A 26432-nucleotide genomic window follows, 5' to 3' on the forward strand; every position below is an offset into this window, starting at 1 on the left:
TATCTAATGTTTTTGGCCTTTGAATATGTGATTGAGAGCCGTTAATTATTGTTAATTTATAGCAGAATCAATGATCTACATTTAGGAGTGGTGAGATGGGCAAGAAATCTTTTTTTGATAAAATTGTTGGTAAAAGTGCGCCTGAAGCAATAGCTGCCGCTGTACCTGCAGAATCAGGGATCGATAGTCGGGAGCTGGAGGGTGAAGTGGATCATCTGTGGATGAAAGAAGATATTGATGCTAAGAAACCTTCATTAAAAAAAGATCCAAGGGTTGATACCGGAATATTGCGCAATCGAATCGCGGATAAGATTGCTAAAATGAATAATCATTAATTTTGTAAATTATCCTACCTGGCTACACTTCGTAGCGTTTTAAAATTTCGAGCGCTCAGTACTGCGTTAACATAATACTTCTTAAAAAAAGTCTCATATGCGTAATCGCAATTTAAATATTGCGGTTTAGTTTTCATATACCTTAGGCTTTGTGGCAAAATTGATTTTTCGTTGGGTACTTGCTTCCTGATATGCGTTTACTGCATCCATTAATTCAAATTGTATTAACATATTTTTTAACTTACAGCTTGTTAGCGGGCGAAGAGGCTCCAGAGCTATCGGGTGATTTTATTCAAGGCGGCTTAGTGATTGGCCACATAACGCCTGGCTATAAGGTAAAAATTAATGACCATAGTGTGCGGGTCTCAGTTAATGGAGAATTTATTATTGGCTTTGGGCGAGACTATCCTGCTAATGCAGAATTAAGGGTAACAAGACAAGATGGCAGTGAATATCACCATATTCTGCAGATTGAACAGCGCGAGTATAAGATTCAACGTATTAATGGTCTGCCTAAAGCGCAAGTCAGTCCTAATGAAAAAGCCTTAGAACGCATTAAGCAAGAAAGTAAAAACATTTCCCGTGCGCGCAGTCTAGATGAAGAACGTATAGACTTTAAAGCCGAATTTATTTGGCCTATCAAAGGTCCGATTACTGGTGTGTATGGAAGTCAGCGTATACTTAATGGAGAGCCGAGACAGCCGCATTACGGCATTGATGTTGCAGCGCCTACAGGCGCTCCTGTGATAGCCCCAGCGGCCGGGGTGGTTACTTATGCGGACAATATGTATTTTTCTGGTGGCACCCTAGTGTTAGATCACGGCCACCATTTATCCTCATCATTTCTGCATCTCGACAAGATACTTGTACAGGTGGGTGATCGAATCAAACAGGGAGAAAAAATTGCACTTGTTGGTGCAACCGGTAGAGTTACGGGTGCACATTTGGATTGGCGCATGAATTGGCATGGACAACGAATTGATCCAGGACTGTTGATGGATGAATTCCATGAGAATAAGTAACCACAGCTATATTTATAGATAACAATAAGTTACATTGATTATATAAATTAAATGATTAGAATAAGTAATTCTAAAAAATTGCACAGAGAATGTAAGGAAAGATGAGCACTAGCGGTCTTGATAATAACGGCGATAGAACTTTGCAGTTTGAGGCGATGGTAAACGCTTACTCAAAGGACTTATATCGATTCGGATTATGGCTGACGAAGGATGCTCAGGTATCGGAAGACCTAGTGCAAGAGACTTTCTTGAGAGCATGGAAGGCGATGGATCAACTGAAAGATCCAAAAGCTGTAAAAAGCTGGTTATTTACGATTTATCGACGCGAGAATGCGCGCCGCTTTGAAAAGGTGAGACCTGACACCTCACCTATAGATGATGTGAACGTAGATCAGTTTGCACAGATTGAAGATAGCTTTGCGAAGACAGAAGTGATTGCCTTGCGTAAAAGTTTGAAAGAATTGCCAGCAGAGTATTTAGATCCACTGTTGCTGCAAGTTTTAGGTGGTTATACCTGTGATGAGATTGGCGAAATCATGGATATTAAGCCCGGTGCTGTGATGACACGAGTATTTCGTGCACGTAAAAAGCTACGTGCAATTTTGGAAGATGATGGTTCAGATATAGATGAGCAAGATAATGTTGCTGAAATTTAATCCTTAAGGATTTTTGATGAGTATGGATACAATTTGTTTGGAAACTAGAAGAGAGCTCACAACCGATCCGAGTTGCAGAAATTCGGATGTGTTGCAGCATCTTTCTTCTTGTGAAGAATGTACGTTATTCTTACAAAAACTCAAGCCATTCGACGATAAACTAAAATCGGCTATTAATATTGATGTGCCAGAAGGTTTGGAGTCGAGGATTATTCTAGCTCAGCGCATGGCCCAGACTGAAGAGAACATTGAAGGTGAGAATGTCATATCAATCAATCAAGCCTCGAAAAAAGATAAAAATAGTGGCAGACGTGATTTTCGATGGATGTCATTAGCGGCGGCGTTAGTACTTGCAGTGGGTTTGTCGCTTGGAATGTTTAAATTGGGCGAGTCACACGGTGTTCAAAACGAGGTGCTTGCTCATATCGATAGTCATCTTATGGAATTAGAAGTAGACGACAATATTCAACTTGCATCATTGAATAATGTATTACAAGAGCATGGATTGTCAGCCAATGAAAATATTGGCTATGTTAGGCACGTATCGAATTGTCCTATTGATGGAAAGATGGTTCCTCACTTAGTGGTAGCGGATGATCAAGGTAAGGCCGTTACAGTAATGTATATTCCTTGGGAAGACTCAACTAAACGCAGCCCATTTAAGAATGATCGATTCAATGGAATTCTAGTGGGAGCGCAGAAAGGTAGTTTCGTTATCGTTTCTGAAGACCCAAACTCATTGCAGCCGATGGAAGATCGTGTAATGAATGCTATGGAAGTTAAAATATAATATTAATACGAGTACGAGCAAGCGTTTAAGCTTGCTCATATGTGTATATAAGGCTAACACGAGTTTTACATTCGCTCAGCTTATGCTTTGATAGTACTCCATTAGAATTTTGGCTACTTCGGGCCGTGCAAATTCTTTAGGTAAATCTTCGCCTGCTGCAAGCATGCCGCGTACCTTGGTTCCAGAAAGTAATACAAAGTCATCTTTTTCGTGATCTGGTGCATCGCGCATCATCACAACTTTATTCAATTTCTTAGAGTAGGCTGTGTGATCCGCACGGAAAATCTTAATATCTAAGGCATCATCAGGCACTTCATCATCAAAGATGGTTTGCGCGTCAAATGCACCATAATAATCTCCAACACCTGCATGATCACGGCCAATAATAAAATGTGTGCAGCCACAATTTTGTCTGAACACTGCGTGCAATACGCCTTCGCGTGGACCGGCATATAACATGTCAAATCCATACCCGGTTACCATCACGCTGTTAGGTGGAAAATACACTTCGACCATTTTGCGAATCGCTGCATCACGCACAGGGGCAGGGATGTCACCTTCTTTTAATTTTCCAAGTAACATGTGAATTAAAACGCCGTCAGCATTAACGGATTCTTGTGCCATTTTGCATAGTTCTTCATGTGCACGGTGCATAGGGTTGCGTGTTTGGAAACCAACAACCGTATTCCAACCGCGTTCTTCTATTTCATCACGAATTTCGCCAGCAGTTTTAAAAGTGCCTTTGAATTCTTCACTAAAGTAACTGTAGTTTAGAACTTGAATGGGACCAGAAAGAACGGTTTTGCCTAAAGACATAAAAGTTGCAGCACCTATGTGGTCTGGATCAGTGGTGCGGTAGACTTTTTCCGTAATATTCGCAACTTGTGCATCGCTTAATTCTTCAATGGATTCGATATCTTGTATTGCAAGTACTGGATTGCCTTCAACATTTGGGTCACGTAATGCAATTCTTTTGGCATCGCCGATTACACTTGCGTGTTGAACTAGATTAAGTACCGGAGTAGGCCAAAACAAACCGCTGCTGGTTTGCATTTTGTCGGCAACAGAAACGGCATCTGCTGCTGTCATAAACCCTGTTAAAGGAGTGAAGTAACCAGCGCCTAACATAACTGCATTAGCAGCGGCAGCGGAGCTCACTATAATGGACGGTAAGCCCTCAGCTTCTTTTTCTAATTGTTTGCGAGTGGCTTCATCTTTAACAAATAAAGGCGTTAACGTGTCCGATCCATGCGGCTTAATCATTATTCTCTCCCAAGATAATCTAAATGATAAGTGAATTAAAATATCTGCGCGAAGGCGCGCATATTATTATGCAATTGGTAAATTACAGTATGAAATCTTAGTACTAGCTAGTTGATTCTCTTAATAGTCCTATTAGCTGTCCTATATTTTCTTTTCGTTAGTATCCATTGATTTATGCAAATTAGTTGAAATATTCAACTAAAAGGTCAATTTAATAGCACTCCTATAGCAATTTTGTATACTTTTTCAGGTCTATTTCTCAATTTTAGTCTCTATCTTATGCGATTATTTGTCCATTAATTATGAATGGGCAAAGTGACATGGATGATAACTTTGATACTGTGATTCACGAAGTTGTAGAAGAATTTGAAAAAATTTCTACAACCGAAGATATGCGCACCGGAATTGATCGTCGATACCAAAAAGCAAAGGATTTCCCTCTAAAAGACAAAAATGGAAACGTCATTGCAAAAGACCGACGCTCACAGGAAGATAGACGTAACCTAGAAATCGATATCGACGATATATCTGAATACACCCAGCAAACTCATTAAGTCGCCAGAAGCTATTCTGCAGCAATAAGTTGGCTCCAGTATCAGTTAACCTGCGGCCTGTAGACCGGTACAGCGCAATGCTCATCTTCATCAGATAAGACTCCAGTGATGCCAACTGAGCCTATCTTCTGATTATTACTATCTCTAACGACTACTCCATCAGATACGGGCAACAACTTTTATCTGCAATATTGATCTGTGCATTTAAGAACATGGGCTTTCTTCACTCATATTTCTAAATTACGCGAAGACATTCCAAGACCAATAGCTCCTCATGCCTTTGCCTTAACGATTTGCGGAAGCATAAAACTTGCTACATTTGTTCTGGAGAGTGCTTTTAGATGACCACTTGTATCGAGTATAACGATAGTAAATGGAGTCAAATAACGCTTTTTACTTCTTGTATATGCAATTTCAATGTCCGTATTCGCGTGTTCCAGAGCAATTTCAGACAGGTTTTTTTACCTTAGTAATTAGATATGTAATTCTGAGCTGTATATTAGAGTTAGGCATTTACTCTGCATCTTAGTAAAATGGTCAGAATAATAAAACCGATAATAAGAAAATAAATAACTAACTATGACCAATGATTCTTCCATTATAATTATTTCAGCATGATATTTTCTGGCAACGCTATAAAGGTTGACTATATTCAAGACTCGATTGCGAATCTAGTATTCGATCTTGAGGGCGAGAGTATTAATAAGCTCAGTAAAACTGTTGTCGAACAGTTGGGTGATGCTGTTAGTGTAATTGAAGACAATGAGAACATTAGCGCATTAATTATTTCGAGTAATAAAGATGTATTTATTGTTGGCGCTGACGTAACCGAGTTTCTTGGTTTTTTTAAATTAACTGAAAAAGAATTTGTTCAGTGGATAGAGGCTACTCAAGCTTTATTTAATCGCATAGAAGACTTGCCAATTCCAACGGTCACGGCCATTAATGGCTATGCATTGGGTGGAGGTTGTGAGTTAGCGTTGACTACGGATTATCGCGTTATGGCTTACAGTGCGCGTATTGGTCTGCCTGAAGTTAAATTAGGCATCTTCCCAGGCTGGGGTGGCAGTGTGCGTTTGCCTAGACTGATTGGTGCGGATAATGCATTGGATTGGATCTGCACGGGTGACCAGAAGAAAGCGCAAGAAGCGTTTAAGTGTCACGCAGTGGATTCAATTGTTGATGTCGATCAACTTCAAAGCGCTGCGATGCATATAGTTCAACAGTGTTTAGATGGCAAGCTTGACTACCAAAAGCGCAAACAGGAAAAACGCCAACCCCTACAGCTGAGTCAATTAGAAAGTATTATGGCATTTGAATCCGCGAAAGCTGTGGTTGCTGCAAAAGCCGGTCGCCATTTCCCCGCGCCATTAGCTGCAATAGAGACCGTACAGCATCATGCGACGATGTTACGTGACGAAGCGATGCAGGTTGAAGCGCATGGATTTGTCAAAATGGCAAAAACTAAGGTTGCGCGCAATTTAGTAGGGCTGTTTTTAAATGATCAGCGCATTAAGAAAGTTAGTCGAGGCTATAGCAAACAGGCGCATGCTGTTAAGCAAGCAGCAGTCTTAGGTGCAGGAATAATGGGTGGAGGTATCGCATATCAATCTGCTTGCAAAGATATTCCTATAGTCATGAAAGATATCAAGCAAGAGGCGCTTGAGCTGGGTAAGTCTGAGGCAGGTGGATTGCTTTTAAAGCAAGTTAAGCGCGGCAAAATTAAGCCTGAAGAAGTGACAGACACTTTAGCAAAAATCGACACAACCTTAAGCTATGGTGATTTTGCAAATGTAGATTTGGTGGTTGAAGCTGTTATAGAAAATAAAAACATCAAATCTTCGGTGTTAGTAGAGGTGGAGCAACAAGTTAAATCCGACTGCATACTAACTTCCAACACATCGACCATTTCAATTACAGAGCTAGCATTATCTTTGCAGCGGCCTGAACAATTTTGCGGTATGCACTTTTTTAACCCGGTTTATCGTATGCCATTGGTAGAGGTGATTCGAGGAGAGAAATCAAGTGAAGCAGCGATTGCAACTACGGTTGCTTATGCAGAAGCGATGGGTAAAACACCTATCGTTGTAAATGATTGTGCAGGTTTTTTGGTGAATCGCGTGTTATTCCCATACTTTGCTGGTTTTGATGCGCTGGTTCGAGATGGCATAGATATTCAGCGGATTGATAAAATAATGGAAAACTTTGGTTGGCCAATGGGTCCAGCGTATTTATTAGATGTTGTTGGTATAGATACTGCGCATCATGCATCGGAAGTGATGGCAGAAGCTTACCCAGATCGTATGAGCAAAGAGTTTAAATCAGCGACCGATGCTTTATATGAAACCGAGCGTTACGGTCAAAAGAATAATGTTGGTTTTTATAAGTATGAGTTAGATAAACGCGGTAAGCAGAAAAAAATAGCAGATGAAAATGCTGTCAGGATTATTGAAACCGTGCGTGTTAATTCGCTTGATGTTTCTGATGAAGAAATTGTCGATCGTATGATGATACCCATGTGTATGGAAACCGTGCGTTGTGTAGAAGAGGGCGTTGTAGATCATCCGCTCGATGCGGATATGGGTTTGATTCTAGGTATTGCTTTCCCAACTTTCCGCGGTGGTGCTTTACGCTATATTGAAGAGATGGGTGTGCAAGAGTTTTGTGAGCGCGCAGGGAAGTATTCACATATTAGTCCTATTTACGCACCTACTAAAGGCTTAATTAGTATGGCAAAGAAAAAAGAAACTTTTTATCCAAAAGTGTAAATAATGATTGAAGAATATATTTTGGTGGGTTTTTAAAAAATGAATTTAGCATTATGAGTTTACTATCATGAGTATTCAGATATGAGTCTTCAGTCCCGTGATGCCGTTATTATTGATTGCGTCCGTACGCCTATGGGTAAGACTAAAAATGGCATGTACCGTAACGTGCGTGCAGAAATGTTATCAGCTGCATTAGTGAATGCATTGTTTGAGCGAAACCCAAATGTGGATCCATCTGAAGTTGAAGATGTTATTTGGGGTTGCGTAAATCAAACGTTGGAGCAAGGTTGGAATATTGCACGTTACATTTCATTGATGACAAAAATTCCCAACACTGCAGGTGGCCAAACTGTTAATCGTTTATGTGGATCTTCCATGCAATCGATTCACTCAGCAGCGCAAGCAATCTATGCAAACTGCGGAGATGTATTTGTAATAGGCGGTGTTGAACACATGGGACATGTAGGCATGACGCATGGCTGGGATCATAATCCAGCATCCAGCAAGTACACGGCTAAAGCTTCAAACATGATGGGACTTACGGCTGAATTACTTGCTATGCAGCATGGCATCAGTAGAGAAGATCAAGATAAGTTTGGTCTGCGTTCCCATCAATGTGCGCATGCTGCAACCATCGAAGGTCGTTTTAAAAATGAAATTGTTCCTATTGAAGGACATGATGAGAACGGCTTTAAACAATTATGTGAAATAGATGAAGTGATACGGCCCGAAACATCGTTAGAAAAACTAGCTGCATTACGCCCGGTATTTAAACCCAGTGGCGGGACAGTCACCGCGGGTACTTCTTCAGCGCTTTCAGACGGCGCTTCAGCAATGATTATTATGTCAGCAGAACGTGCACAAGCATTAAATTTAAAACCTAAAGCAAAAGTTAAATCCATGGCTGTTGCAGGCGTTGATCCTGCAATTATGGGATACGGTCCTGTACCCGCTACGCAAAAAGCTTTAAAGCGTGCAGGTTTGAGTGTTGATGATATTGAATATGTTGAGCTTAACGAAGCGTTTGCTGCACAATCGTTGCCTGTGCTTAAAGATTTAGGCTTGCTAGATAAAGTGGATGACAAAGTTAACTTAAATGGTGGTGCTATAGCACTTGGGCATCCACTAGGTTGTTCGGGTGCCAGAATCAGCACCACCTTGTTACATATAATGGAAGACAAAGGTGCTACATTAGGTTTGGCGACAATGTGCATCGGTTTAGGGCAGGGAATAGCGACAGTTTACGAGAGTGTTTAAATAATCTATTGCGTCTTAACGAGTGCGGCTTATTGCTCCATAGTTTCTCATTTTATTCTGAAGTTGAAATAATATTCCTTAAAGTAGTCTATTGGGTTGGGAATATTTAGCTGTTAAATTTATATCTTATCTGTGCTCGTTATTTACCCACATTGCTTTGCCTGCATTGTTGCTCTGAATTTATTTGAATCGGATAATGTGTGGCTTTTTATACATATTTAATAACGATACTGCCAACTCTGCTTAAGGACTGAGCGAATGAGAAATATTTCTATCCCACCTAGTACTAAAAGTATTATTAAAAAACGTATGGCATCCTTGGCGATCTTTGTGATGCTTGGTGCACTACTGATTTACGAAGAGCCTACGATTGAAATTGCTTGGGTAACGGCAATTTTATTGCTGACAATTTATTTATTTGCGTTTGAAGTGGTCGACGTCGATATAGCAGCTATTACGATCATGGTCTTGCTTGGATTAACAAGTTTATTTGCGCCGATAATGGGTTTAGAACAAGGCTTAGTAGACACTGCACATTTGTTTGATGGCTTTTCGAGTAATGCGGTAATGTCGATCATAGCAGTTATGATCATTGGTGCAGGTTTGGATAAAACGGGAATTATGAGCAAGGTTGCAGCGTTTATTCTAAATATCGGTGGAACTTCAGAAAAACGTATTATTCCAATTATTTCTGGCACAGTTGCATTCATTTCTTCGTTTATGCAAAACGTTGGTGCAGCAGCGCTTTTTCTACCGGTCGTGTCACGGATTTCTTCTCGCGCTAAATTGCCGATGTCGCGTTTATTGATGCCAATGGGTTTTTGCGCAATTTTGGGTGGAACGGTGACAATGATAGGTTCATCACCACTTATCTTATTAAACGATTTAATTATAACTTCAAACTCTGCGCTTGCAGCGGATCAGCAAATGCAGACTTGGAGTTTGTTTTCGGTAACACCTGTAGGTATTGCATTAGTAGCCACTGGTATTTTGTATTTTGTTATCTTTGGCCGGTTTGTTTTACCAGTTTCTAAAACAGAAAGTTCCACATCTAGCGGAAATACTATGAGTTATTTTCATGATGTGTACGGTGTTAATTACGATCTATATGAAGTGGTCGTACCAGAAGGCAGTGACATAATAGGTAAGCGTCTCGATGACTTTGAAGACAAATATCAGTTGCGTGTTATTGCGACTAAACAATCTGGTCACGCCACTCGAGTAGGTCCAGGTGCATTAGATCGAGACACAGGACTGAGTGCAGGCATGGTACTTGGAATAACGGCAGAGCCAGATTATCTTGATCATTTTATTCAAAAATATAATTTAAAAAGACGTCCTCAGTTGCGTACTTTTTCAGAAGATCTGGCGAGTAATAAGGCAGGTATTGCAGAAATAGTTATTCCACCCGGTTCAAAATTAATTGGTCAGAGTGCACGTGATATTTGGATGCGTAAGACCTATGGTATTTCGATGATCACCATGCACAGAGATGGTCATACAATGCGAGAAGTTGAAGATATTCGTAACATTCCTTATCACTCTGGCGACACATTAGTAGTGCATACCACTTGGGAAGCCTTAATGCGTCTGGAGAAAGATAGTAATTTTGTTGTGATTACTAGTGAATATCCGCATGAAGAATTGCGTCCTAATAAAGTGTTGTGGGCAGGTATATTCTTTTTAATCGCGCTTTCATTGGTGTTGTTTACTGAAATTCGTTTATCGATTGCATTGTTGACCGGGGCTATCGGTATGGTGTTGTCCGGTGTTCTACGCATAAATGAAGCTTACGAAGCGGTATCTTGGAAAACAGTATTTTTATTAGCAAGCTTGATTCCGCTTGGAATGGCTGTCGAGCAAACCGGTACCGCAAAATGGATTGCCGACCAAACATTGTTAGTCGTAGGGGACATGCCGATATGGGTGATTCAAGCGGCGATGGCAGTGTTAGCAACTTTCTTTACATTAGTAATGTCGAATGTGGGTGCTACAGTTTTGTTAGTGCCACTTGCGGTGAATATTGCTATTGGTGTTGGGGCAAATCCAGCGCTTTTTGCACTTACCGTCGCAATCGCCACATCGAATTCATTTCTTATCCCGACTCACCAAGTTAATGCTTTGATTATGGGCCCAGGTGGTTACCGTGTTCCTGATTTCATGCGTGCGGGTGGGATTATGACCATCTTATTTCTAATTGTTTCGGTAACTATGCTTAATCTGTTGTACTAAGGTTATGCAGTACTAGCTTTTTATTAAATGCTAGTCCCCAACTCCTAACATTTCTAAGATTTCGTCAATATAATCAAGTAAGGCGCAGGCCATCATATCGTCTTGCTTCTTATCGCCAATTTTAGAAAGTGCTGATAAAGCTGTTGTAATTTTATCAGTATCTTGTTTAGAAGTTTGGCCAGATAATTGATTGGTGCGACTGATGTGTTCTTGTAAATTATCTAAATGAATTTTTGCAGCAGCTTGGTCACGTTCATCATTTAGAATTTGCGGAAAATAGATTTGTGCTTGGGTAGTGAATTCTGCGATTGCTTCATGTACACCAGGTTGGAGATATTCATCTAGCTCTTCATTAAGAGGAGGGATGTATGACTCATCACTAGGATCTAGGTTGAAATTTTCTTTGCTGTTGTTTTTTTTATTCATTAGTTAATTTAATGTGAAATGCATCACATTTTGTAATAGTTGGTGTACACATATGTACAAATACGTTAATTATTGGATAGTAGCCTAGTTTTAAATGCTTGGTAACTTTGGAGTGAACTCTTGTGAAATCAGTCAGATTGATGCCTGTTTCACATTTTGCCTTGCCTTAAATGTGTACTATCTCAATCTAGTGTTGAGTTGGTTTACTTAAGGGCTGTGCCACGTAGTACTGTCCGGTAATCAAGGATGTTTAGCACTTACCAAGGAGGTACCATGTTAGCGACTAGTTTTATGTTAATTGTCTGGTTAATGGGTTTTCTATTCATTTCTACTGGATTAGAGAAATCTCAACAATTACACAATGGTGAATTAACGATCTATCCAGAAAAGCGTTTAGCTTTTGGTGTGGGTTTGGTTGCTTATATTGGAATTTCCCTTGTGATAGCCATTACATTTGTCCTTTAAGCTTATAAAACAGTTAAAGCCTAAATATATAGTTTTTTCGTGGTATTGGTTGTCTTTTCTAGACACCTTTAAATTTTAAAACCTGTCCGTTGTTACACCATCGCTGACCTGTCGGCAGTGGGCCATCCATGATGAGGTGTCCATGATGTCCGGCACAGCGAGCACATCGATAGCCCGTTTTAGGCCACATACCTTTTAAATCAGTATAGGTTTCTAAATGTCCATGTATATGGTCGCTGAAGCTTGGCCAGCCAGTATTACTGTCATATTTCATGTCTGCTGTGAATAATTCTAAATCACAGCCTTGGCAGCTATATGTGCCAACTTCATAAAAATTTGTGTACTGGCTAGAAAATCTTGGTTCTGTCGCTCCCGTGCGCAGGATGGCATATTGAGTCGGAGTTAATTGCTCATGCCAAAACTTATCGTCTTTTTGCCATTTCTTAATATGCGGCGATGCTTTAATAGCAACTCGATTTTGTGTAGAGCTCAGCTGAAGCGCAGTGAATAGGGCAAATCCACCCGCAACGATAAGGAAGTTTCTTTTATTCAATTTACTAATACCTTGTGCGTATAGTCTCGCTGGCAATCTGCCCGCTAATAATCTGCTAGTGTAGCGTTTCTTGAAGATACATATGCCTCGCACCCTAGCTTATAAATTACAGCAATAATTAATATTAGAAACAATCTGTAAATATATGAATAAAAACATAATATTTATATCATTTGTAGTTGTGATGAGTGCTCTTGCGCAGTTGAGTTTAACTTTTGAGGTAGATGGTTTGCAGTTTACGCGAGAGGGTGTTGGTGAAGGCCAATGGTGGCGTTTTATCACAGGTAATTTTGTGCATCTAAGCTGGCGTCATTTTGCAATGAATGCTGTAGCCTTGGTGGCAATTTATGTGTTGTACCCTAATAGTTTAAATGCTTACGGATGGGTGGTTGTGTTTGTACTCAGTTGCTTATCGGTGACGATTGGTATCTGGGTGTTTAGCCAAAATATTCATTGGTATGTGGGCCTGTCAGGCGCGTTGCATGGTCTACTAGTGACCTTAATAATTGTCGACTATATTGTTCACAAGAATTGGTTAAATATTATTTTGTTGTTTGGTGTAATTGCTAAATTAATATGGGAAGGCATGATGGGGCCCATTCCAGGAAGCGAATCGACAGCAGGTGGCCCGGTAGTAGTGCAAGCGCATTTATACGGATTTGTAGGCGGTTTAATTATCAGTGCTTGCATGCATACATTCAATAAAAAGAAGAAGTTAACACTATGACTGAAAATAATGTATCTGATGAAATATATAAAGAATTTCACCAAATAAACCGTAAGTTGACCTATTCGACAATTGGCCTAGTGTGCATAACGGCGTTGCTGGTCTGGTTGAATGGGATCGATTTTAGAGGCAAGCATCTTAGCGAGATGGGCTTGCTGTTTATGCTTTTGGGGTTCTTCACATATAAAATCCCCTATATCAGCTATCGATTTTTGCTGTATAAATATAAGAATGTGTCTGAAAAACGCTCTGCTATTGGCTACGATTGGAAGCAATTTCGTGACATCGCAATGCTGCGCAAATATTAGATAATTGCCAATATCAATTACTATCCGTCCGGCTGAAATTATTCACGAACTATCGGAGTAAGCTGTCACAAAAGCGAGAGCTTGCCTATGGTAAATTTAAGTTCTAACTTATTCATTTCTATTGCGAAATCGTTAAAATCTGACAATCATTAAGCAATGCTAGGCATATTTCGTAAAAAACCATTACGCAGTTCATTTTTCCCACGCGGCGAAAGAACGGATATCAATTGCGATGTATACGTAAAGCGTATCGGTCAGACTACTTTAAAAGCCAATCAGGGAAATATCAGTGAGGGTGGCTTATATGTGTTGATTCCTGAACATGATCTTGAGCGCGGCAAGAAGGTAGAGATTGTGTTGGTGAATAAAAACGGTTCGCTGCGACGTATCAGTAGGTTGATGGGAATCGTAATACGTACAGATGAGAAGGGTGCTGCAATGGTAACTTACAAAAAAGACAATATGAATTCCCAGCAGAGCTTATTAACTGAAGAGCAATCACTGAAGCAAGAATTTGGTGAGGTCTAAAAAGCTGTATTTAGAGCCTATTAGCATGCAATCTAAGGTCAAATGGTTGAAATTCACAGATAAGCTGTAAAATTTGCAAACCTTGCAGGACTATAATACAGGCTGTAGTTTCTCTCCTTCTGAAACTGGCCCACGTAGAATTAAACCTCTAACGTGGGTTTTTTTGTCCTGAACATTTCCGACGAGGCTATTCCTGCAATTTTTCTATGAATAGGGCTGTGATAGCATCTTGCTATGCATGCATTATTATTAATTGCCCACGGTAGTCGGCGACAAGCATCAAATGATGAAGTTAGAAAACTTACCAAGAATTTAGAACAACACATCGATGGCGAGTTTTCGATAATTGAATGTGCTTTCCTTGAGTTGGCTGAGCCTTCCATTCCTGACGGTGTAAGCGCGTGCGTACAAAAGGGTGCGGACTCAGTAACCGTGCTGCCATATTTTCTATCTGCAGGACGTCATGTGATTACAGATATCCCTGAAGAATTAAAAAAAGCACAAAACATACATCCGCGAGTGAGTATAAAAACTTCTCCTTACTTAGGATCGGCCCAAGGTATTAGTGAGATTTTAATTGACCTCAGCAAACAGGCATCATAATTATCCATTTGTCTGAAGATTAGAAAAACTCATTTGTCAGCGAGATGAGTAAAAGAAGTTAGAGTTGCTTTAGCTTTGTAATTTATTTAGTTCTTGTTTTAATTCATTTTCGTTTTGTGCATCATAAGGTGAATTTCTAATTTGATCATGAACCTTCATGCGATAGCGAACAAACTGATCAACCTTAGTAAAATGCATAAAAGGATTGCCTTCAATTTCTTCTTTTAAAGTAGAAGATTTCTGCACTGCATAATTATGGCCAGGGTGTATGACAATTTCGGTTGGTAAATCGCTTTTAAAGTGTTTTAAAGTGGTATACATCTGTTCAGGATCACCACCTTGTAAATCGCAACGTCCACATCCAAAGACAAATAATGTGTCGCCTGTAATTAAATCTTTACCTGCGCGATAGCATGCAGAGCCAGGCGTATGGCCAGGGGTATGCATCACTTCTATTTCAGTATTGCCTAGCTTAATTGCATCTCCTCCATGATGTAATTTTGGTTTGCTTAATTTTTCACCCCAAAATTCAGCTTCGCTCTTTAATATATGAACTTGCGCATCGTAATGATTAAGCAGTTCTCCTAAGCCATTTATATGGTCATGATGACTATGTGTTAACAAAACGTCTGTTATTGTGACATTTAGTTTTTTTGCTTTATCAATTATCTTATCAATGTCCCATGCAGGATCGACCACTGCCGCAGTGTTGGTCTTATCGTCTACTAATAAATAAACAAAGTTTTCCATTGGACCCAGTTCTAATGCATAGATACTGTGAGAGGATGTATTTGCAACAGTCATTATGTGGTTTAGTTCTATAAAGAGAACTAAATTGTAACAAGCTTTGAATTAGGATATTAAGGTTAAATATGAAGACGCTTAAAGATTATGTAGATTTTGACTTAGATATTTTATCTATTGGGTTAAATCCGTCCACCATCTCAGTAAAGAAGGGTTATTATTTTGCTAATCCTAGAAATCGCTTTTGGAAAGCATTAAATGCAAGCGGCCTCATTCCTGAAGAACTCACTCCTTCGCAACAGGCCCAAGAAAAGCTATTTTTACAATACAAGATAGGCTTTACCGATGTCGTTAAGCGGCATTCTTCGATGGGCAAAGATTTGGTTGCTGCTGATTACAAGAAATATGCACCAAAGTTAGAGGCAGGCATATTGCAATATCAACCTAAGACGTGTTGGTTCCATGGCAAAGTGGCTATGCAGAATTATCTGAAATATACAGGCAGTAAAAATAAAATTATTGATTGGGGTTTGCAAGATTTTAAAATTAATGCATCGACGATATTTGTTACACCTAATCCGAGTCCGGCTAATGCGGCATTTTCACTTGATGTTATAACAGATTGGTATAGGAAGTTATCCTTATTGGTAGGGCAAGAATCATAAAAAATTGTAATCTTAAGATGCGTTAATAAATAGCAGGAGGTAAGTATGTATATAAGTAACGAGCTTTCGAATGTATCCATTCAGTGGACCGTCATCTGTAATCATGAATATAAGCGACTTTCGCGCACTAAATGGCGAATTGATTTCCATTACAAATGTGGCGCTGAAATGACACTTGAAGATATATCAGATGACATGATTCAGTGCTTAATATTAGGCGCATTTAATAGTAAAAAAGAGATGAAAACAAACCTTGGAGAGGTAAATCTGGATTCAAATGCTATTGAATTTCCTGTTGAGGATTGGAAAGCGTTGCAGCCTTTAATTGTCGTTTAGAATTGGCAGATATTTCGCAAATATTTAATACACTGTAAAGTTGGTGTGCTAGCGCACATTAATTTTATTTCATCGGTTAATAATTAATATTAATTCTTAACCAATGTTTATAAGTTAAATGCTTTGGTAATAATAACTTTAATTTATTAATGCGCTGAATTGTTTCGCAAAGAAAATTAACTATATTTACATAGTTTCAAATTGAACATTATAAAATTGATTCAGGTTTCAATTTGAGATTTAAAAATAATGCAAATATATCTATTGCGTAGCTTAAAAATAAGTATAGAATTTGATATGTCATATGATTTCGCAATATTGCATCATGTGAGACGCAAAATCGCATCACGTCATCTCGATGCTCATAACAACATGTTATGGGTAATAATAAAGTTAGATAATTAAAAGTAAGCTGTAGATCGTGGGTGCAAATATAGACCCCATCTTGCACTTGAAAATTACTAAAAGTAATTTCGATTACTATAAATTGGACAACCATAACTACGGAAAGAAAAGTAACAACAAGCGATAAGTTGGTATTTTACTTGTATTTATAATCACTACGGCTTCCTACTGTAAATGTTTGAGGAGGCTGATTAATGGCGATAAAAAAAGCCACACCAAAAAATAAAAAAGCAGCTCCTAAAAAAGCGGCTCCAAAGAAAAAAGTAGCCACTAAAAAGTCTGCTTCTCCTAAAACTGTAGCAACGAAAAAAGAAAAAGTTTCCGCTACTCCAATTTCTACCGAAGCTAAAATAGCTAGGCGCAAACTAGATGCGTTAAAACGTGGTATTCACCGAATTAGTGATGAAGACACCATGCCATTTTCTGTATCTGTCGTTGGAATTGGTAAAGCAGGTGCTGATGTCATCGCACAAATACTAAAAGACAAAATCAATGATTCCGGAAATTCCAAGAATAATAGTGACGATTCGGTATTTCACGCACTGGCAATTGATATAGGCGATCAAGATCTTAAACAAATCGACGATTTATTAGAAAAGCTTCCAAAAGGTACTGCAGAAGTAGAGACCTTTGCTATTGATGTGCCTAGTAGAGACGATTTGTTTAATAGTTTGCGAAGAATGCGTGAGTTCTTAAAGCTTGAATACCCTCGTTATTACTGGAATCCAAATTACGAGCCATGGTTGCCTTCAAAAACTTCAGTACCTAAAGCTGGCGAGCATTTTAAAAGATCGGTAGCAAAAGCGTTGTACGCAAGAAGTTACTATGATGACTCACGTTCAATGCGAAGCGCATTAAAACGCTTTTCTGAGAAAGTCGACAATTCACCCGGTCAGTCTGTTGTTTCAATAGTGTATGGCTTAGGTGGTGGTACGGGTAGCGGAATTATGGTCGACATGGTGCGTCATCTTTCTAATGTTTGCTTTGGTAGACGCGTATTAGTGGTGGGAATGGCCATTGCTCCTTGTGATGGCGATGACGAAGCACATAAAGGTAGTCACCTGTTTCCAGCGTTAAACGAACTTGATTGTATGGGTGACGAGGAAAAAAACAAAGGTGTCATAGCAGTATGGGGTGACTTATACCGGAATCCATTTACGGGTGGCGTCATTATTGTGCCGCAAAAACCGGTTTGGGATGCTACTCAAGACCTAAAAGCTACTCATGAACGCGTCGATCGTGAAGTTTCATCATTCTTAACCAGAAACAAAGGCGTAGATCTTTGGGAAACTTTGCGCATGCTGAATTGGGTAGGTGCTCCACCTACACAACATGCGGCTGCACGTACTCCCTACGGAAATCAATGGGCACATGTTCTAGGTTTTGCAGATGCAGAAGGTGGAATTACGGTTACGGATGATATGGCAAGCCGCATGGGTATTCGCGATACCTATAAGCCAGAATATATTGAAATGAGAGCGGCGAATAGTGAAGATGCAAAAACCACTAAGGTTGCAGAAACCTTAAGTAAGGCATTTTCGCCCACTGCAGATCCTGCTGTCACACCCTCAGCTAGCGAAAACCCAGGTTCTATTCAATTTATTCTTCCTTGTATTAGTAAAGTCGACTTCGATTTATTTTTTGAGTCGCGTGATCTTTACGATCCGCAGACTTGGGAAGAAAAACTTACAGATCACGCATGGTTACTTGATTTGGGTGTACTGCTCTGTGAACCCGCGATTCGATTTAACGGCATGGCGGGAGAATGTTTGTGGGGCTGCGCCTGTTGGGTGGTGGTTCCATACGATCAAATTCGTGGCCCAGATATAAAGCAAGTTATTAAGACTAAAAGTATAAAAGCGGCAACAGCGTAGTGGCAGCTGCTTATTAAAGTATCTATGGGAAGTGAATAAAACGAATACAAAAAAATTTTAACGCAGGAGCAAAACTAAATGTCGCTTGATTGGACAATAGTGAAAAAGAGATATAAGAATGGAGTTGAAGTTCCAACCGTTGCAGGTGGTAAAACGCTAAAGGTAACGGGTTGTGATGACGAAGCCATTTATATCGAAAATCCGCTATGGAAAGCACAACTAAGTCGTAAGAATTTAGAGAAAGGTGTGCAATTGATTGAAGAAGGGTTGATAGATAAAGATCCAGGACTATTTGTTGAAGACTATCGCGTGTATGTAACAGATGAACGTTCTACTTCAGCGGCCCACATCCTGTACGACTTAGGATTTCTTGATGAAGACACAGGGTTTACGCCGCGATGTTAAATACTTACTTAACGGTGAAAAATTCTAAATAATTTTAAAGTGTAAAAAACTGTAATTAGAAAAATACTAGGAGGAATTAGTAATGGCACAAAATTCATTATATCACAGTGCAACAGGTGAACAGGCGCCGCATTGTATTCATGTAGTTGGTATCGGTCGATCCGGCGCTGGTTATGTGGATGGAATGTTACGCACAGGCGAAGTGGAAGACATTCTTGAAGACCCACGCGCAACCATTGCAGCATTAGTTGTTGATATCGGCGAAGACGATATGATGCAAGCAAAAGATTATGCTGCAGGATTGAAGCAGCGCTTAAGAGAGCGTGGCATTCCAGAAGAGCGATTCCAGTTTGAGTCTGTAAGTTTAGATATTCCTGAGCGGGATGATCTATTCAATACCTTAAGAAGAATGCGAGAGTTCTTAAAGTTAGAGTATCCCAGATATTACTGGAACCCTAATTATGAGCCATGGCTACCTTCTAATTTTAAAATGCCAGAAGCAGGTGAGCATATGCCGCGTGCATTTGCGAAGGCGCTTTATGCGAAGGCTTATTACGATGGTGATCGCCCAATGGAAAAGGCATTGCAAAGATTTGTTGATCACATCGAAAAGGCACAATTACCTTCCATTGTATTAGCATGTTGCAGTCTCAATGGTGGCACGGGTAGTGGAATCATGGTGGATCTTGCACGTCACTTATCAAGTGTAAAACTTGGTCGACGTATTCCAGTCATCGGTGTTGGGCAATTGCCTAATACTGGAGATGGGGAAGAAATTAATCCAGCGCTATTCCCAACGCTCAATGAAATTGATTGCATGTTGGATGATGACAAGAATGCAGGCGTGTGCGCAGTGTGGGGTGATCTATACAAGAGCCCATTCACAGGCGGTTTCTTAGCCGTGAATACTGAGCACTCATTTCAACGTTTGTCGTCGTATACCAAAAATGATGAGACAAACCGTGACATTGATCCTGAAGTTCGTCATAGAATTGCCAATGAAGTTACCAATAAATTTGCCCAGGATTCTTTCATGCGTTTTGCATACAAGGATGACGGTAAATTATTGTTCCGTGCATTAAGACCTGCAGGGTTTACAGGTGCACCGCATGAAACCGTTAGTGGTAAATCACGAAACTGGACACTGTTTAACTTATCTAAATTCACTCACCCAGGTGTGCAAGTACTTCCTGGTGAGTCACTAAGTAAGTGGCGCAAGGTGATGAATGAATGGGTGGATCATATTGATGACTACTCTGGTCTTAATAAGGATTTCAGAACCGATTATGCGGAAGTACATATCCATGCACCACGTGAAATAGGTTTTGATGATATCAATGCTGCGGTTAGAGCGAAGCTTGAATCAAATTTCTTAGTTCCAGGTGAAGATTCAACCATTCAAATTACCAATCATGAGTTCTTTGATCATTTAACTTCGTATGCCGATATTATTTTGCCTGGTATGGCAAAAACGGATCTAGACATTTTCTGGAAATCACGCGATGCCTACGATAAGTACGACTGGGAAGGTAAATTACTACACCACTCATGGTTGCTAGATTTAGGTGTGCTGATGTCAGAACCCGCGATTCGCTTTAATGGAATGGCAGGTGAGTGTCTATGGGGTTGTGCATGTTGGGTCGTAGTTCCTTACGATCAAATGCGTGGTGATGCACTGCCACCAGCCAATCGCACTTCGATTCTCGCTGAAGGTATAGACATGATGACCAAGACCGTTGTGGCAACACCTTAACCATTGTTAACAGATGGCAATAAGTTCAGAGAGGGTTTTAGTTGATGAGTGATGTTTCAGTAGTAGCCGATAAACGAATACCGGTCACAGTAGTGACTGGTTTCCTTGGGTCGGGGAAGACTACGCTCATTAACCGAATCCTTTCTGAACAACATGGACGTAAAATTGCAGTCATTGTTAATGAGTTTGGTGAAGTCAGTATAGATGGTCAGTTGATCGTGCATGATGAGCAAGAAGAGTTAGTGGAATTCAACAACGGGTGTTTGTGTTGCACTGTGCGTGGAGATTTGATCGACACGCTCGATAATTTGCAACAGCGTTCTGAGCTGGATGCAATTTTAATTGAAACCACAGGCTTAGCAGATCCAGCGCCTGTTGCTTCCACATTCTTTCTTGAAGATAAATTAACTTCTAAAACGCGCTTAGATTCTTTTATTGCTTTAGCGGATGCAGTTAACCTGGAGACAAGTCTTGCGCAAAGTGAAGAAGCGCAGGAGCAGATCGCATTTGCCGACATCATTTTGTTGAACAAAGCTGATTTAGTTTCAAAAGAACGATTGCTAGAAGTAGAGCAGTTAATACGAAAATCAAATCCCATAGCAAAGATCTACCACACTGCAAATAGTGATATCGATCTTGAAAAAGTCATAGGAGTGGGTGCTTTTGAATTAGAAGCTAAGTTAGAAGTTGATCCAACATTTCTTGATGATCTAGAGCATGAGCATGACCAGTCCGTGGGTTCATTCGTGTTACGTGAAGAACGACCTATTGATATGAATCGATTCATGATTTGGCTGAATGAAAAACTTGCAGAGCAAGGCGAAGATATGTATCGCACAAAAGGAATATTTAATGCACAAGGTTTTAATGAGCGAGTTATTTTTCAAAGTGTGCGAATGTTGACAACGATGGTGCCTGAAAGATTGTGGAAACCAGGTGAAGAAAAAATTACCGAGTACGTAATGATTGGAAAAAATCTTGATCGCGATGAGTTCGCTGAAGGTTTTGCTAGTTGTGTTGTTCCGGGAAATTAATTTAAATATTTAAAACCAAATTATATATAAACAAAATATAAATAAAGGAGAAATAATATGAATGCTGTTAAAGAAGCTACAAACATGCTAGTTCAAGTTCAAACTAAAGTAATACCTTGGGCAAGTGTATATGCCATATCGGCAGCAGTGATAACTGGTGTATTCATTCTTGCAGCGGTAGGTTTCGCTGGACCAGAATTTTTGCATAATGCGGCACATGATATTCGCCACGGACTTGCTTTTCCTTGCCATTAGCAAGAAATATTGAAAGGGGCGTTACAGGGCCAGATTAGTTTGGCTGGCTTAGAAGGAGGTATGCATGGCTATTAGGGTTGGTGACCGAATACCATCTGTCACTTTTAAGTGGATGGGTTCGGAATCGCCTATTGATGTTCGTAGTAGCACGACTGACGAAGTATTTAGGGGTAAAACCGTAGCTGTATTTGGATTACCTGGCGCCTATACGCCTGTTTGCTCAGAAGAGCATTTGCCAGGTTTTGTGCGTCATGCTGAAGAACTGAAAGCTAAAGGTATAGATGCGATAACGTGTATATCCGTAAACGATCCATTTGTAATGCAAGCATGGGCGCAAGAGCTTAATGTTAGTAATGACGTAATGATGCTTTGCGATCCAAAAGTTGAATTTACCAATGCTGTAGGGTTATGTCTGGATCTTTCAGATTTTGGTTTAGGTGATCGCTCTGAACGCTATTCCATGTTGGTAGAAGATGGTGTGGTGAAGGCATTAAATGTCGAAGAAAGTATTCTTTCATGTGAAATGAGTAGTGCAGAAGCTTTACTTGAGCAAGTAGAAGCATGCGTATAGAGACGTGGTTTAACATTAATTATTTAATATAAATTATTGTTAAATATAATAAATTTATACGCGACACTTGAAGTCGTATCGGGAACATTAGATGGCGGAATGGCGTAGCGTATCTCCTAATCGAGAGCTAGATTCAAATTCGAAAGTCACAGAGGACGCTGACAGTCGATCGAAAAGTGAAGAGCATTTCTATGACGTGCACATTTTTCATTGCACCAATGAAAGACCCGCAACCCATAAGCGCGGTAGCTGTGTGGCAAAAGGGTCGAAAGAGCTCTGCGATTATATGTGTCGGCGTTCAATGGCATTAGGCTTAAAAAGGATTCGTGTAAACCATGCAGGTTGCTTAAACCGGTGTGAGCTTGGGCCAACAATGGTGATCTACCCCGAGGGTGTTTGGTATACCTATACATGCGAAGCAGATATAGACGAAATCTTAAAAATTCATGTTATGCGCGGTAAACGTGTTGAACGTTTGTTGTTGAAACCGGATCAAGGTCCTCGTCATTAGAGTATTGATGAGTATTTATAGAAGATTTCATTACATAAGCAGTTAAATGCATTGCTTACTAAAGGACAAATATCTAAGGAGGGCTTAAAAAAGGAAAAACAAATTAGGAGATTAAAAAATGACAAATGATAATTCAAATGCTTCAACCTCTAAGCCTGAACCTTATAGTTTAAGTGTTGTAGGCATTGGACGTTCAGGTGCAGGTTATGTCGATGGCTTACTAAGAACGGGTGAAATAGAGGATGTTTTAATGGACCCAAGAGCGCGCGTTGCGGCATTGGTGATTGATGTGGGAGATAGTGACTTGCAGCGCGTAGATGGTTATGCAGCCGGTCTAAAACAGCGTCTTGAAGAACAAGGGGTTCCTGCAGATAATTTTCACTACCAGTCTATTTCTTTAGACATGCCTGATCGTGACGAGCTGATTGCAAGCTTAGATAATATGGCAGAAGGTAAATCTTGGTTACCTAAGGATATCAAACTACCCAAAGCCAGCTCGCATCTTTCAAGAGCAGTAGCCAAAGCAATTTATTATAAAGCCTACAATGATGAGCCACGGATTTTAGATGCCGCACTGACCAATTTTGCTAATCACGCTGAGCAATCTGAATTACCTGCACGAATAATGGTTTGCTTTAATTTAGCAGGCGGTACCGGCAGTGGAATGGCGATAGATCTTACTCGTCAATTAAGCAGTGATAAATTAACTAAAAATATTCCCGTTATAGGGGTAGGGCAACTTCCACATAGTGGCGATGGGGATGCGCCAGCCAGCCTGTTTGCAAGCCTAAATGAATTAGATGCAATGACAAAAGGGAATGGCAAACAAGATAACCCGTTTACAGGTGGGTTTTTTGTCGTCAACACTGAGCATTCTTGGCAACGATTAACCTCCTATACGGATACAGGACTACAAGCCGTTCGTGATCGTTTCCGCCAAGAGGTTACCAATAAATTTTCTCAAGATTGCTTTATGCGATTTGCTGTACGAGATTCGGGTACTGCATTAACCCATGCCTTGCGAGCATCCGATGAAAGCAATAAAGCAGGCAATTGGATGCTATTTAATTTAGCGAAATTCACTCATCCTGGCGTTCAAGTGTTACCTGGGGAACCTTTAAGTAAATGGCATAAAGTGATTGATCAATGGATCGATCACCTTGATGACTTTTCGGGTTTGCGTAAAGACTTTAGATCGAATCATGCCGATGTGCACGTACACGTTCCTAGGGAAATAGGCTTTGATCGAATAGATAAAAAAATGGAACAGAGAATGAAAGATAGTTTTCTTACAGCAAAAGACTCAAGTATCCAGATTGAAAATCATGAGTTTTTTGACCATTTAACTTCCTATGCAGATATCGTGCTACCTGGGGTAGTAAGTACAGACCTCGATCGTTATTCCAACGCACAAGCTGCCTACAATAAGCTGAATAAAGGCGAACAGAAATTGTGTCACTCAGTAGCAACTTGAGCATGAATCCATAGTGCGTGGTTTTGATATACAACGCTGAGATTATTTCAAACTTCAACTCTTTGTGTCTATACATCTACCTATACACACAGAGAGTTATGCCTATATAGTAACTTGAAAGAGTGTTCAGTTATCAATGCTTAGTTTCGAAGAAAATTATATACCTGATGAAACCGAACGATTAATATTTTTATTGGAAACCTATGTTCCTTTCTTGAAAAAACATGCTACGGAAGTTACGCAGGAAAACTATAATTTCATCACCAAAATTTTGGCAGATAGGGTCTCTCATGCAGTGTTACTTGAAAGTATTGAGTTTATTTTTGCTACCGAGGATGGTAAGCCTAAAGTGCTGATACCTGATAATGGTATTGAGAGTAAGCTTGGGCCAAATCGTTCTGCAGAATATTTTGGTCTACATGCAGATATTTGTTACATGGTTACGCAACATATAAATAATAAAGTAAATATTTGTTCACAATAGTTTCATAGCGCAGTTTATTTTGGTGATGCTGTGTTAGTGGCAACCCTGTCTGGTGAGTTTCTTAAGTTCTTGCATGTCATTGTCATCTAGTAAATCAGTTAATGCTTTGCGCATTAATTCTTGAATTCGCTCAATCCGACGCTCAGATTCTTTGGTTTTAAAGTCAATTATTTCGCCCATATCCACGCTATCCATTTGTAATTAAATATTAGTTTAATCTAATCTGTAATGGATGGTCTTATCCATATGTAAACCGGATGTCTGGTTTAAAGCAATTGTATCAAAGGCGCTTGTACGTAGAGTATGGTGACTTATAGTGGACTTATATCATAATGTTTTCATTCAATTGATAAATTTACCTTATCAAAGAATTTAATATGATTGATCGGTTGCTAATTATTAAATTAACTTTTCGTACAGAGGTGCAAAAGCTATGACTTGGTATATAACAAAGTTAGCGATTACTGCTGCTTTAATTGTTTCGATATCAGAGGTTTCTAAAATGAGTTCATTTGTTGGCGCATTGCTAGCATCTGTACCACTTGTTTCAGTGTTGGCTGTGTGCTGGATATACGTTGAAACAAAAGATGTAGAGCAAATATCATCGCTAACAACAAGTATATTTTGGCTTGTTCTGCCTTCACTTTCTTTTTTTGTAGTGCTTCCTGTGCTGTTGAAAGCCCAGGTTCCATTTTCAATAAGCATGGCAATAGGCTTGGTAGTAATGATTGGATGCTACTTTGCGATGGTGATGTTGCTCGGTAGACTTGGAACCAATCTTTAATACGCGTGCTCTTTGGATTTTCTGTAACCTAAACGGCAAAGAGTCATTATTAATCAGTTTTAGTGGATGAGAGCGTCACATTGTGTGATTGGGCGCTAATGTATAAACTTACGCGTCTTTATTAACTATATTAATGCGATCACTCATGAAGTATTTATTGATCCCTGTCTTACTAGTACTTGCATCTTGCACAAATAATTCTGAAGTCAAAGATAATGATGCCAAAGCGGCTGAGGTATTGGTTGGTGTGTGGCGCGGTGATGGTACTTACGCTGATGAGGAAGATGCCGGTTGGGCTGAATCATGGAAAATGATTCGAGAATCTGATGGTAGTTATAAGGTGGATTACATGATTGTTCATGATGGAGACAAACTCTTTGAGCAGTCGTCCGATGCTGGCACCTGGAGTTACGAGGATGGTGTTTATTATGAGGTTAACGGCGGCGGTAACAAGATTGCTTATGATGTCTTCTCAGTTAAAGCGGATTGGTTTGAATATAATATTGCGCAAAGACAAGGCACACCAAATATACAAGAGAGTAAAACTGTAGAAGGTTTTCAGTTACAAGGTCCACCAGAAGGGTACTCAGAAGTTACGTATGACCAACCGGTAGATATTCCTGTAGAAGCCGAAGAATAACTCATAAAAA

31 protein-coding genes are annotated in these 26432 nt (G+C 39.8%); 26 read left to right on the plus strand and 5 right to left on the minus strand.

The window, feature by feature from the left end; translation table 11 throughout:
- Positions 1–95 precede the first annotated feature (95 nt).
- The 4 genes from GKR92_02235 (at position 96) to GKR92_02250 (ending at position 2803) form a co-directional block, all read left to right on the plus strand.
- A complete protein-coding gene (locus GKR92_02235; GenBank protein QMU60575.1) occupies positions 96–335 on the plus strand; it encodes a hypothetical protein in 240 nt (79 codons plus the stop codon).
- Positions 336–526: 191 nt separating this feature from the next.
- Positions 527–1357 carry a peptidoglycan DD-metalloendopeptidase family protein gene (locus GKR92_02240; protein ID QMU60576.1) on the plus strand — a complete coding sequence of 277 codons (831 nt, stop codon included), beginning with the start codon at positions 527–529 and terminating at the stop codon, positions 1355–1357.
- A 101-nt stretch (positions 1358–1458) separates the two neighbouring features.
- Positions 1459–2013, plus strand: a complete 555-nt coding sequence (locus GKR92_02245; protein ID QMU60577.1) for a sigma-70 family RNA polymerase sigma factor — start codon at positions 1459–1461, stop codon at positions 2011–2013.
- A 16-nt stretch (positions 2014–2029) separates the two neighbouring features.
- A complete protein-coding gene (locus GKR92_02250; GenBank protein QMU60578.1) occupies positions 2030–2803 on the plus strand; it encodes a DUF3379 family protein in 774 nt (257 codons plus the stop codon).
- A 75-nt stretch (positions 2804–2878) separates the two neighbouring features.
- Here the strand turns inward: GKR92_02250 and sat are convergent, their stop codons facing one another.
- On the minus strand, positions 2879–4066 hold the full coding sequence (gene sat / locus GKR92_02255) for a sulfate adenylyltransferase (protein ID QMU60579.1): 1188 nt from the start codon (positions 4064–4066) through the stop codon (positions 2879–2881).
- A 302-nt stretch (positions 4067–4368) separates the two neighbouring features.
- On the opposite strand from sat, the gene GKR92_02260 reads away from it, so the two are divergent.
- The 4 genes from GKR92_02260 to GKR92_02275 all read left to right on the plus strand — a co-directional run bounded on the left by GKR92_02260 (position 4369) and on the right by GKR92_02275 (position 10877).
- Positions 4369–4620, plus strand: coding sequence for a hypothetical protein (locus GKR92_02260; protein ID QMU60580.1), 252 nt, complete (start codon positions 4369–4371; stop codon positions 4618–4620).
- Between the two features lie 614 nt (positions 4621–5234).
- On the plus strand, positions 5235–7388 hold the full coding sequence (gene fadB, locus GKR92_02265) for a fatty acid oxidation complex subunit alpha FadB (GenBank protein QMU60581.1): 2154 nt from the start codon (positions 5235–5237) through the stop codon (positions 7386–7388).
- 81 nt (positions 7389–7469) lie between these two features.
- A complete protein-coding gene (gene fadA, locus GKR92_02270; GenBank protein ID QMU60582.1) occupies positions 7470–8645 on the plus strand; it encodes an acetyl-CoA C-acyltransferase FadA in 1176 nt (391 codons plus the stop codon).
- 258 nt (positions 8646–8903) lie between these two features.
- Entirely contained in the window at positions 8904–10877 is a 1974-nt protein-coding gene (locus GKR92_02275) for an SLC13 family permease (GenBank protein QMU60583.1), read from the plus strand.
- A gap of 30 nt (positions 10878–10907) precedes the next feature.
- Here GKR92_02275 and GKR92_02280 read toward each other — a convergent pair whose 3' ends face one another.
- Positions 10908–11303 carry a hypothetical protein gene (locus tag GKR92_02280; GenBank protein QMU60584.1) on the minus strand — a complete coding sequence of 132 codons (396 nt, stop codon included), beginning with the start codon at positions 11301–11303 and terminating at the stop codon, positions 10908–10910.
- Positions 11304–11576: 273 nt separating this feature from the next.
- Between GKR92_02280 and GKR92_02285 the strand changes: the two genes are divergently transcribed.
- The gene (locus tag GKR92_02285) at positions 11577–11768 is read left to right on the plus strand and encodes a hypothetical protein (GenBank protein QMU60585.1); all 192 of its coding nucleotides are present in this window, start codon (positions 11577–11579) and stop codon (positions 11766–11768) included.
- 58 nt (positions 11769–11826) lie between these two features.
- On the opposite strand, the gene GKR92_02290 is transcribed toward GKR92_02285, so the two are convergent.
- Positions 11827–12321, minus strand: coding sequence for a peptide-methionine (R)-S-oxide reductase (locus tag GKR92_02290; GenBank protein ID QMU60586.1), 495 nt, complete (start codon positions 12319–12321; stop codon positions 11827–11829).
- A gap of 145 nt (positions 12322–12466) precedes the next feature.
- Between GKR92_02290 and rrtA the strand changes: the two genes are divergently transcribed.
- From rrtA to GKR92_02310, 4 genes are all read left to right on the plus strand, one after another.
- Positions 12467–13048, plus strand: a complete 582-nt coding sequence (gene rrtA, locus GKR92_02295; GenBank protein ID QMU60587.1) for a rhombosortase — start codon at positions 12467–12469, stop codon at positions 13046–13048.
- Positions 13045–13356: a hypothetical protein gene (locus GKR92_02300; GenBank protein QMU60588.1), complete on the plus strand. Its 312-nt coding sequence runs from the start codon at positions 13045–13047 to the stop codon at positions 13354–13356. The genes rrtA and GKR92_02300 overlap by 4 nt, the downstream gene beginning before the upstream one ends.
- Before the next feature lie 156 nt (positions 13357–13512).
- Positions 13513–13884, plus strand: a complete 372-nt coding sequence (locus GKR92_02305) for a hypothetical protein (GenBank protein ID QMU60589.1) — start codon at positions 13513–13515, stop codon at positions 13882–13884.
- Between the two features lie 234 nt (positions 13885–14118).
- Positions 14119–14487 (plus strand): cobalamin biosynthesis protein CbiX, encoded by a 369-nt coding sequence (locus GKR92_02310; GenBank protein ID QMU60590.1) that lies wholly within the window; start codon positions 14119–14121, stop codon positions 14485–14487.
- Positions 14488–14556: 69 nt separating this feature from the next.
- Here GKR92_02310 and GKR92_02315 read toward each other — a convergent pair whose 3' ends face one another.
- Positions 14557–15291 (minus strand): MBL fold metallo-hydrolase, encoded by a 735-nt coding sequence (locus GKR92_02315; GenBank protein QMU60591.1) that lies wholly within the window; start codon positions 15289–15291, stop codon positions 14557–14559.
- A gap of 68 nt (positions 15292–15359) precedes the next feature.
- Here GKR92_02315 and GKR92_02320 point away from each other — a divergent pair, with 68 nt between their 5' ends.
- The 11 genes from GKR92_02320 (at position 15360) to GKR92_02370 (ending at position 24998) form a co-directional block, all read left to right on the plus strand.
- On the plus strand, positions 15360–15896 hold the full coding sequence (locus GKR92_02320) for a mismatch-specific DNA-glycosylase (protein ID QMU60592.1): 537 nt from the start codon (positions 15360–15362) through the stop codon (positions 15894–15896).
- A 45-nt stretch (positions 15897–15941) separates the two neighbouring features.
- Complete coding sequence (locus GKR92_02325; GenBank protein QMU60593.1) at positions 15942–16232, plus strand: hypothetical protein; 291 nt, start codon at positions 15942–15944, stop codon at positions 16230–16232.
- A 599-nt stretch (positions 16233–16831) separates the two neighbouring features.
- Positions 16832–18511: a hypothetical protein gene (locus tag GKR92_02330; GenBank protein ID QMU60594.1), complete on the plus strand. Its 1680-nt coding sequence runs from the start codon at positions 16832–16834 to the stop codon at positions 18509–18511.
- Between the two features lie 78 nt (positions 18512–18589).
- The gene (locus GKR92_02335; protein ID QMU60595.1) at positions 18590–18916 is read left to right on the plus strand and encodes a hypothetical protein; all 327 of its coding nucleotides are present in this window, start codon (positions 18590–18592) and stop codon (positions 18914–18916) included.
- Positions 18917–18998: 82 nt separating this feature from the next.
- Positions 18999–20669 carry a hypothetical protein gene (locus GKR92_02340; protein ID QMU60596.1) on the plus strand — a complete coding sequence of 557 codons (1671 nt, stop codon included), beginning with the start codon at positions 18999–19001 and terminating at the stop codon, positions 20667–20669.
- A 44-nt stretch (positions 20670–20713) separates the two neighbouring features.
- Positions 20714–21703, plus strand: coding sequence for a GTP-binding protein (locus tag GKR92_02345; protein ID QMU60597.1), 990 nt, complete (start codon positions 20714–20716; stop codon positions 21701–21703).
- 84 nt (positions 21704–21787) lie between these two features.
- Complete coding sequence (locus GKR92_02350) at positions 21788–21958, plus strand: cobalt transporter (GenBank protein QMU62689.1); 171 nt, start codon at positions 21788–21790, stop codon at positions 21956–21958.
- A 64-nt stretch (positions 21959–22022) separates the two neighbouring features.
- Entirely contained in the window at positions 22023–22529 is a 507-nt protein-coding gene (locus GKR92_02355) for a redoxin family protein (protein QMU60598.1), read from the plus strand.
- Between the two features lie 196 nt (positions 22530–22725).
- Positions 22726–23040, plus strand: coding sequence for a (2Fe-2S) ferredoxin domain-containing protein (locus tag GKR92_02360; protein QMU62690.1), 315 nt, complete (start codon positions 22726–22728; stop codon positions 23038–23040).
- A 118-nt stretch (positions 23041–23158) separates the two neighbouring features.
- Positions 23159–24514 (plus strand): hypothetical protein, encoded by a 1356-nt coding sequence (locus GKR92_02365; GenBank protein ID QMU60599.1) that lies wholly within the window; start codon positions 23159–23161, stop codon positions 24512–24514.
- Positions 24515–24650: 136 nt separating this feature from the next.
- Positions 24651–24998, plus strand: a complete 348-nt coding sequence (locus GKR92_02370) for a hypothetical protein (protein ID QMU60600.1) — start codon at positions 24651–24653, stop codon at positions 24996–24998.
- Between the two features lie 33 nt (positions 24999–25031).
- Here the strand turns inward: GKR92_02370 and GKR92_02375 are convergent, their stop codons facing one another.
- Complete coding sequence (locus GKR92_02375) at positions 25032–25193, minus strand: hypothetical protein (GenBank protein QMU60601.1); 162 nt, start codon at positions 25191–25193, stop codon at positions 25032–25034.
- Positions 25194–25431: 238 nt separating this feature from the next.
- Between GKR92_02375 and GKR92_02380 the strand changes: the two genes are divergently transcribed.
- Both GKR92_02380 and GKR92_02385 read left to right on the plus strand, forming a co-directional pair.
- Positions 25432–25782, plus strand: coding sequence for a hypothetical protein (locus GKR92_02380; GenBank protein ID QMU60602.1), 351 nt, complete (start codon positions 25432–25434; stop codon positions 25780–25782).
- Between the two features lie 145 nt (positions 25783–25927).
- The gene (locus GKR92_02385) at positions 25928–26422 is read left to right on the plus strand and encodes a hypothetical protein (GenBank protein QMU60603.1); all 495 of its coding nucleotides are present in this window, start codon (positions 25928–25930) and stop codon (positions 26420–26422) included.
- Positions 26423–26432 lie beyond the last annotated feature (10 nt).

The organism is Gammaproteobacteria bacterium (assembly GCA_014075255.1).
Classification (GTDB): Bacteria; Pseudomonadota; Gammaproteobacteria; order UBA4575; family UBA4575; genus JABDMD01.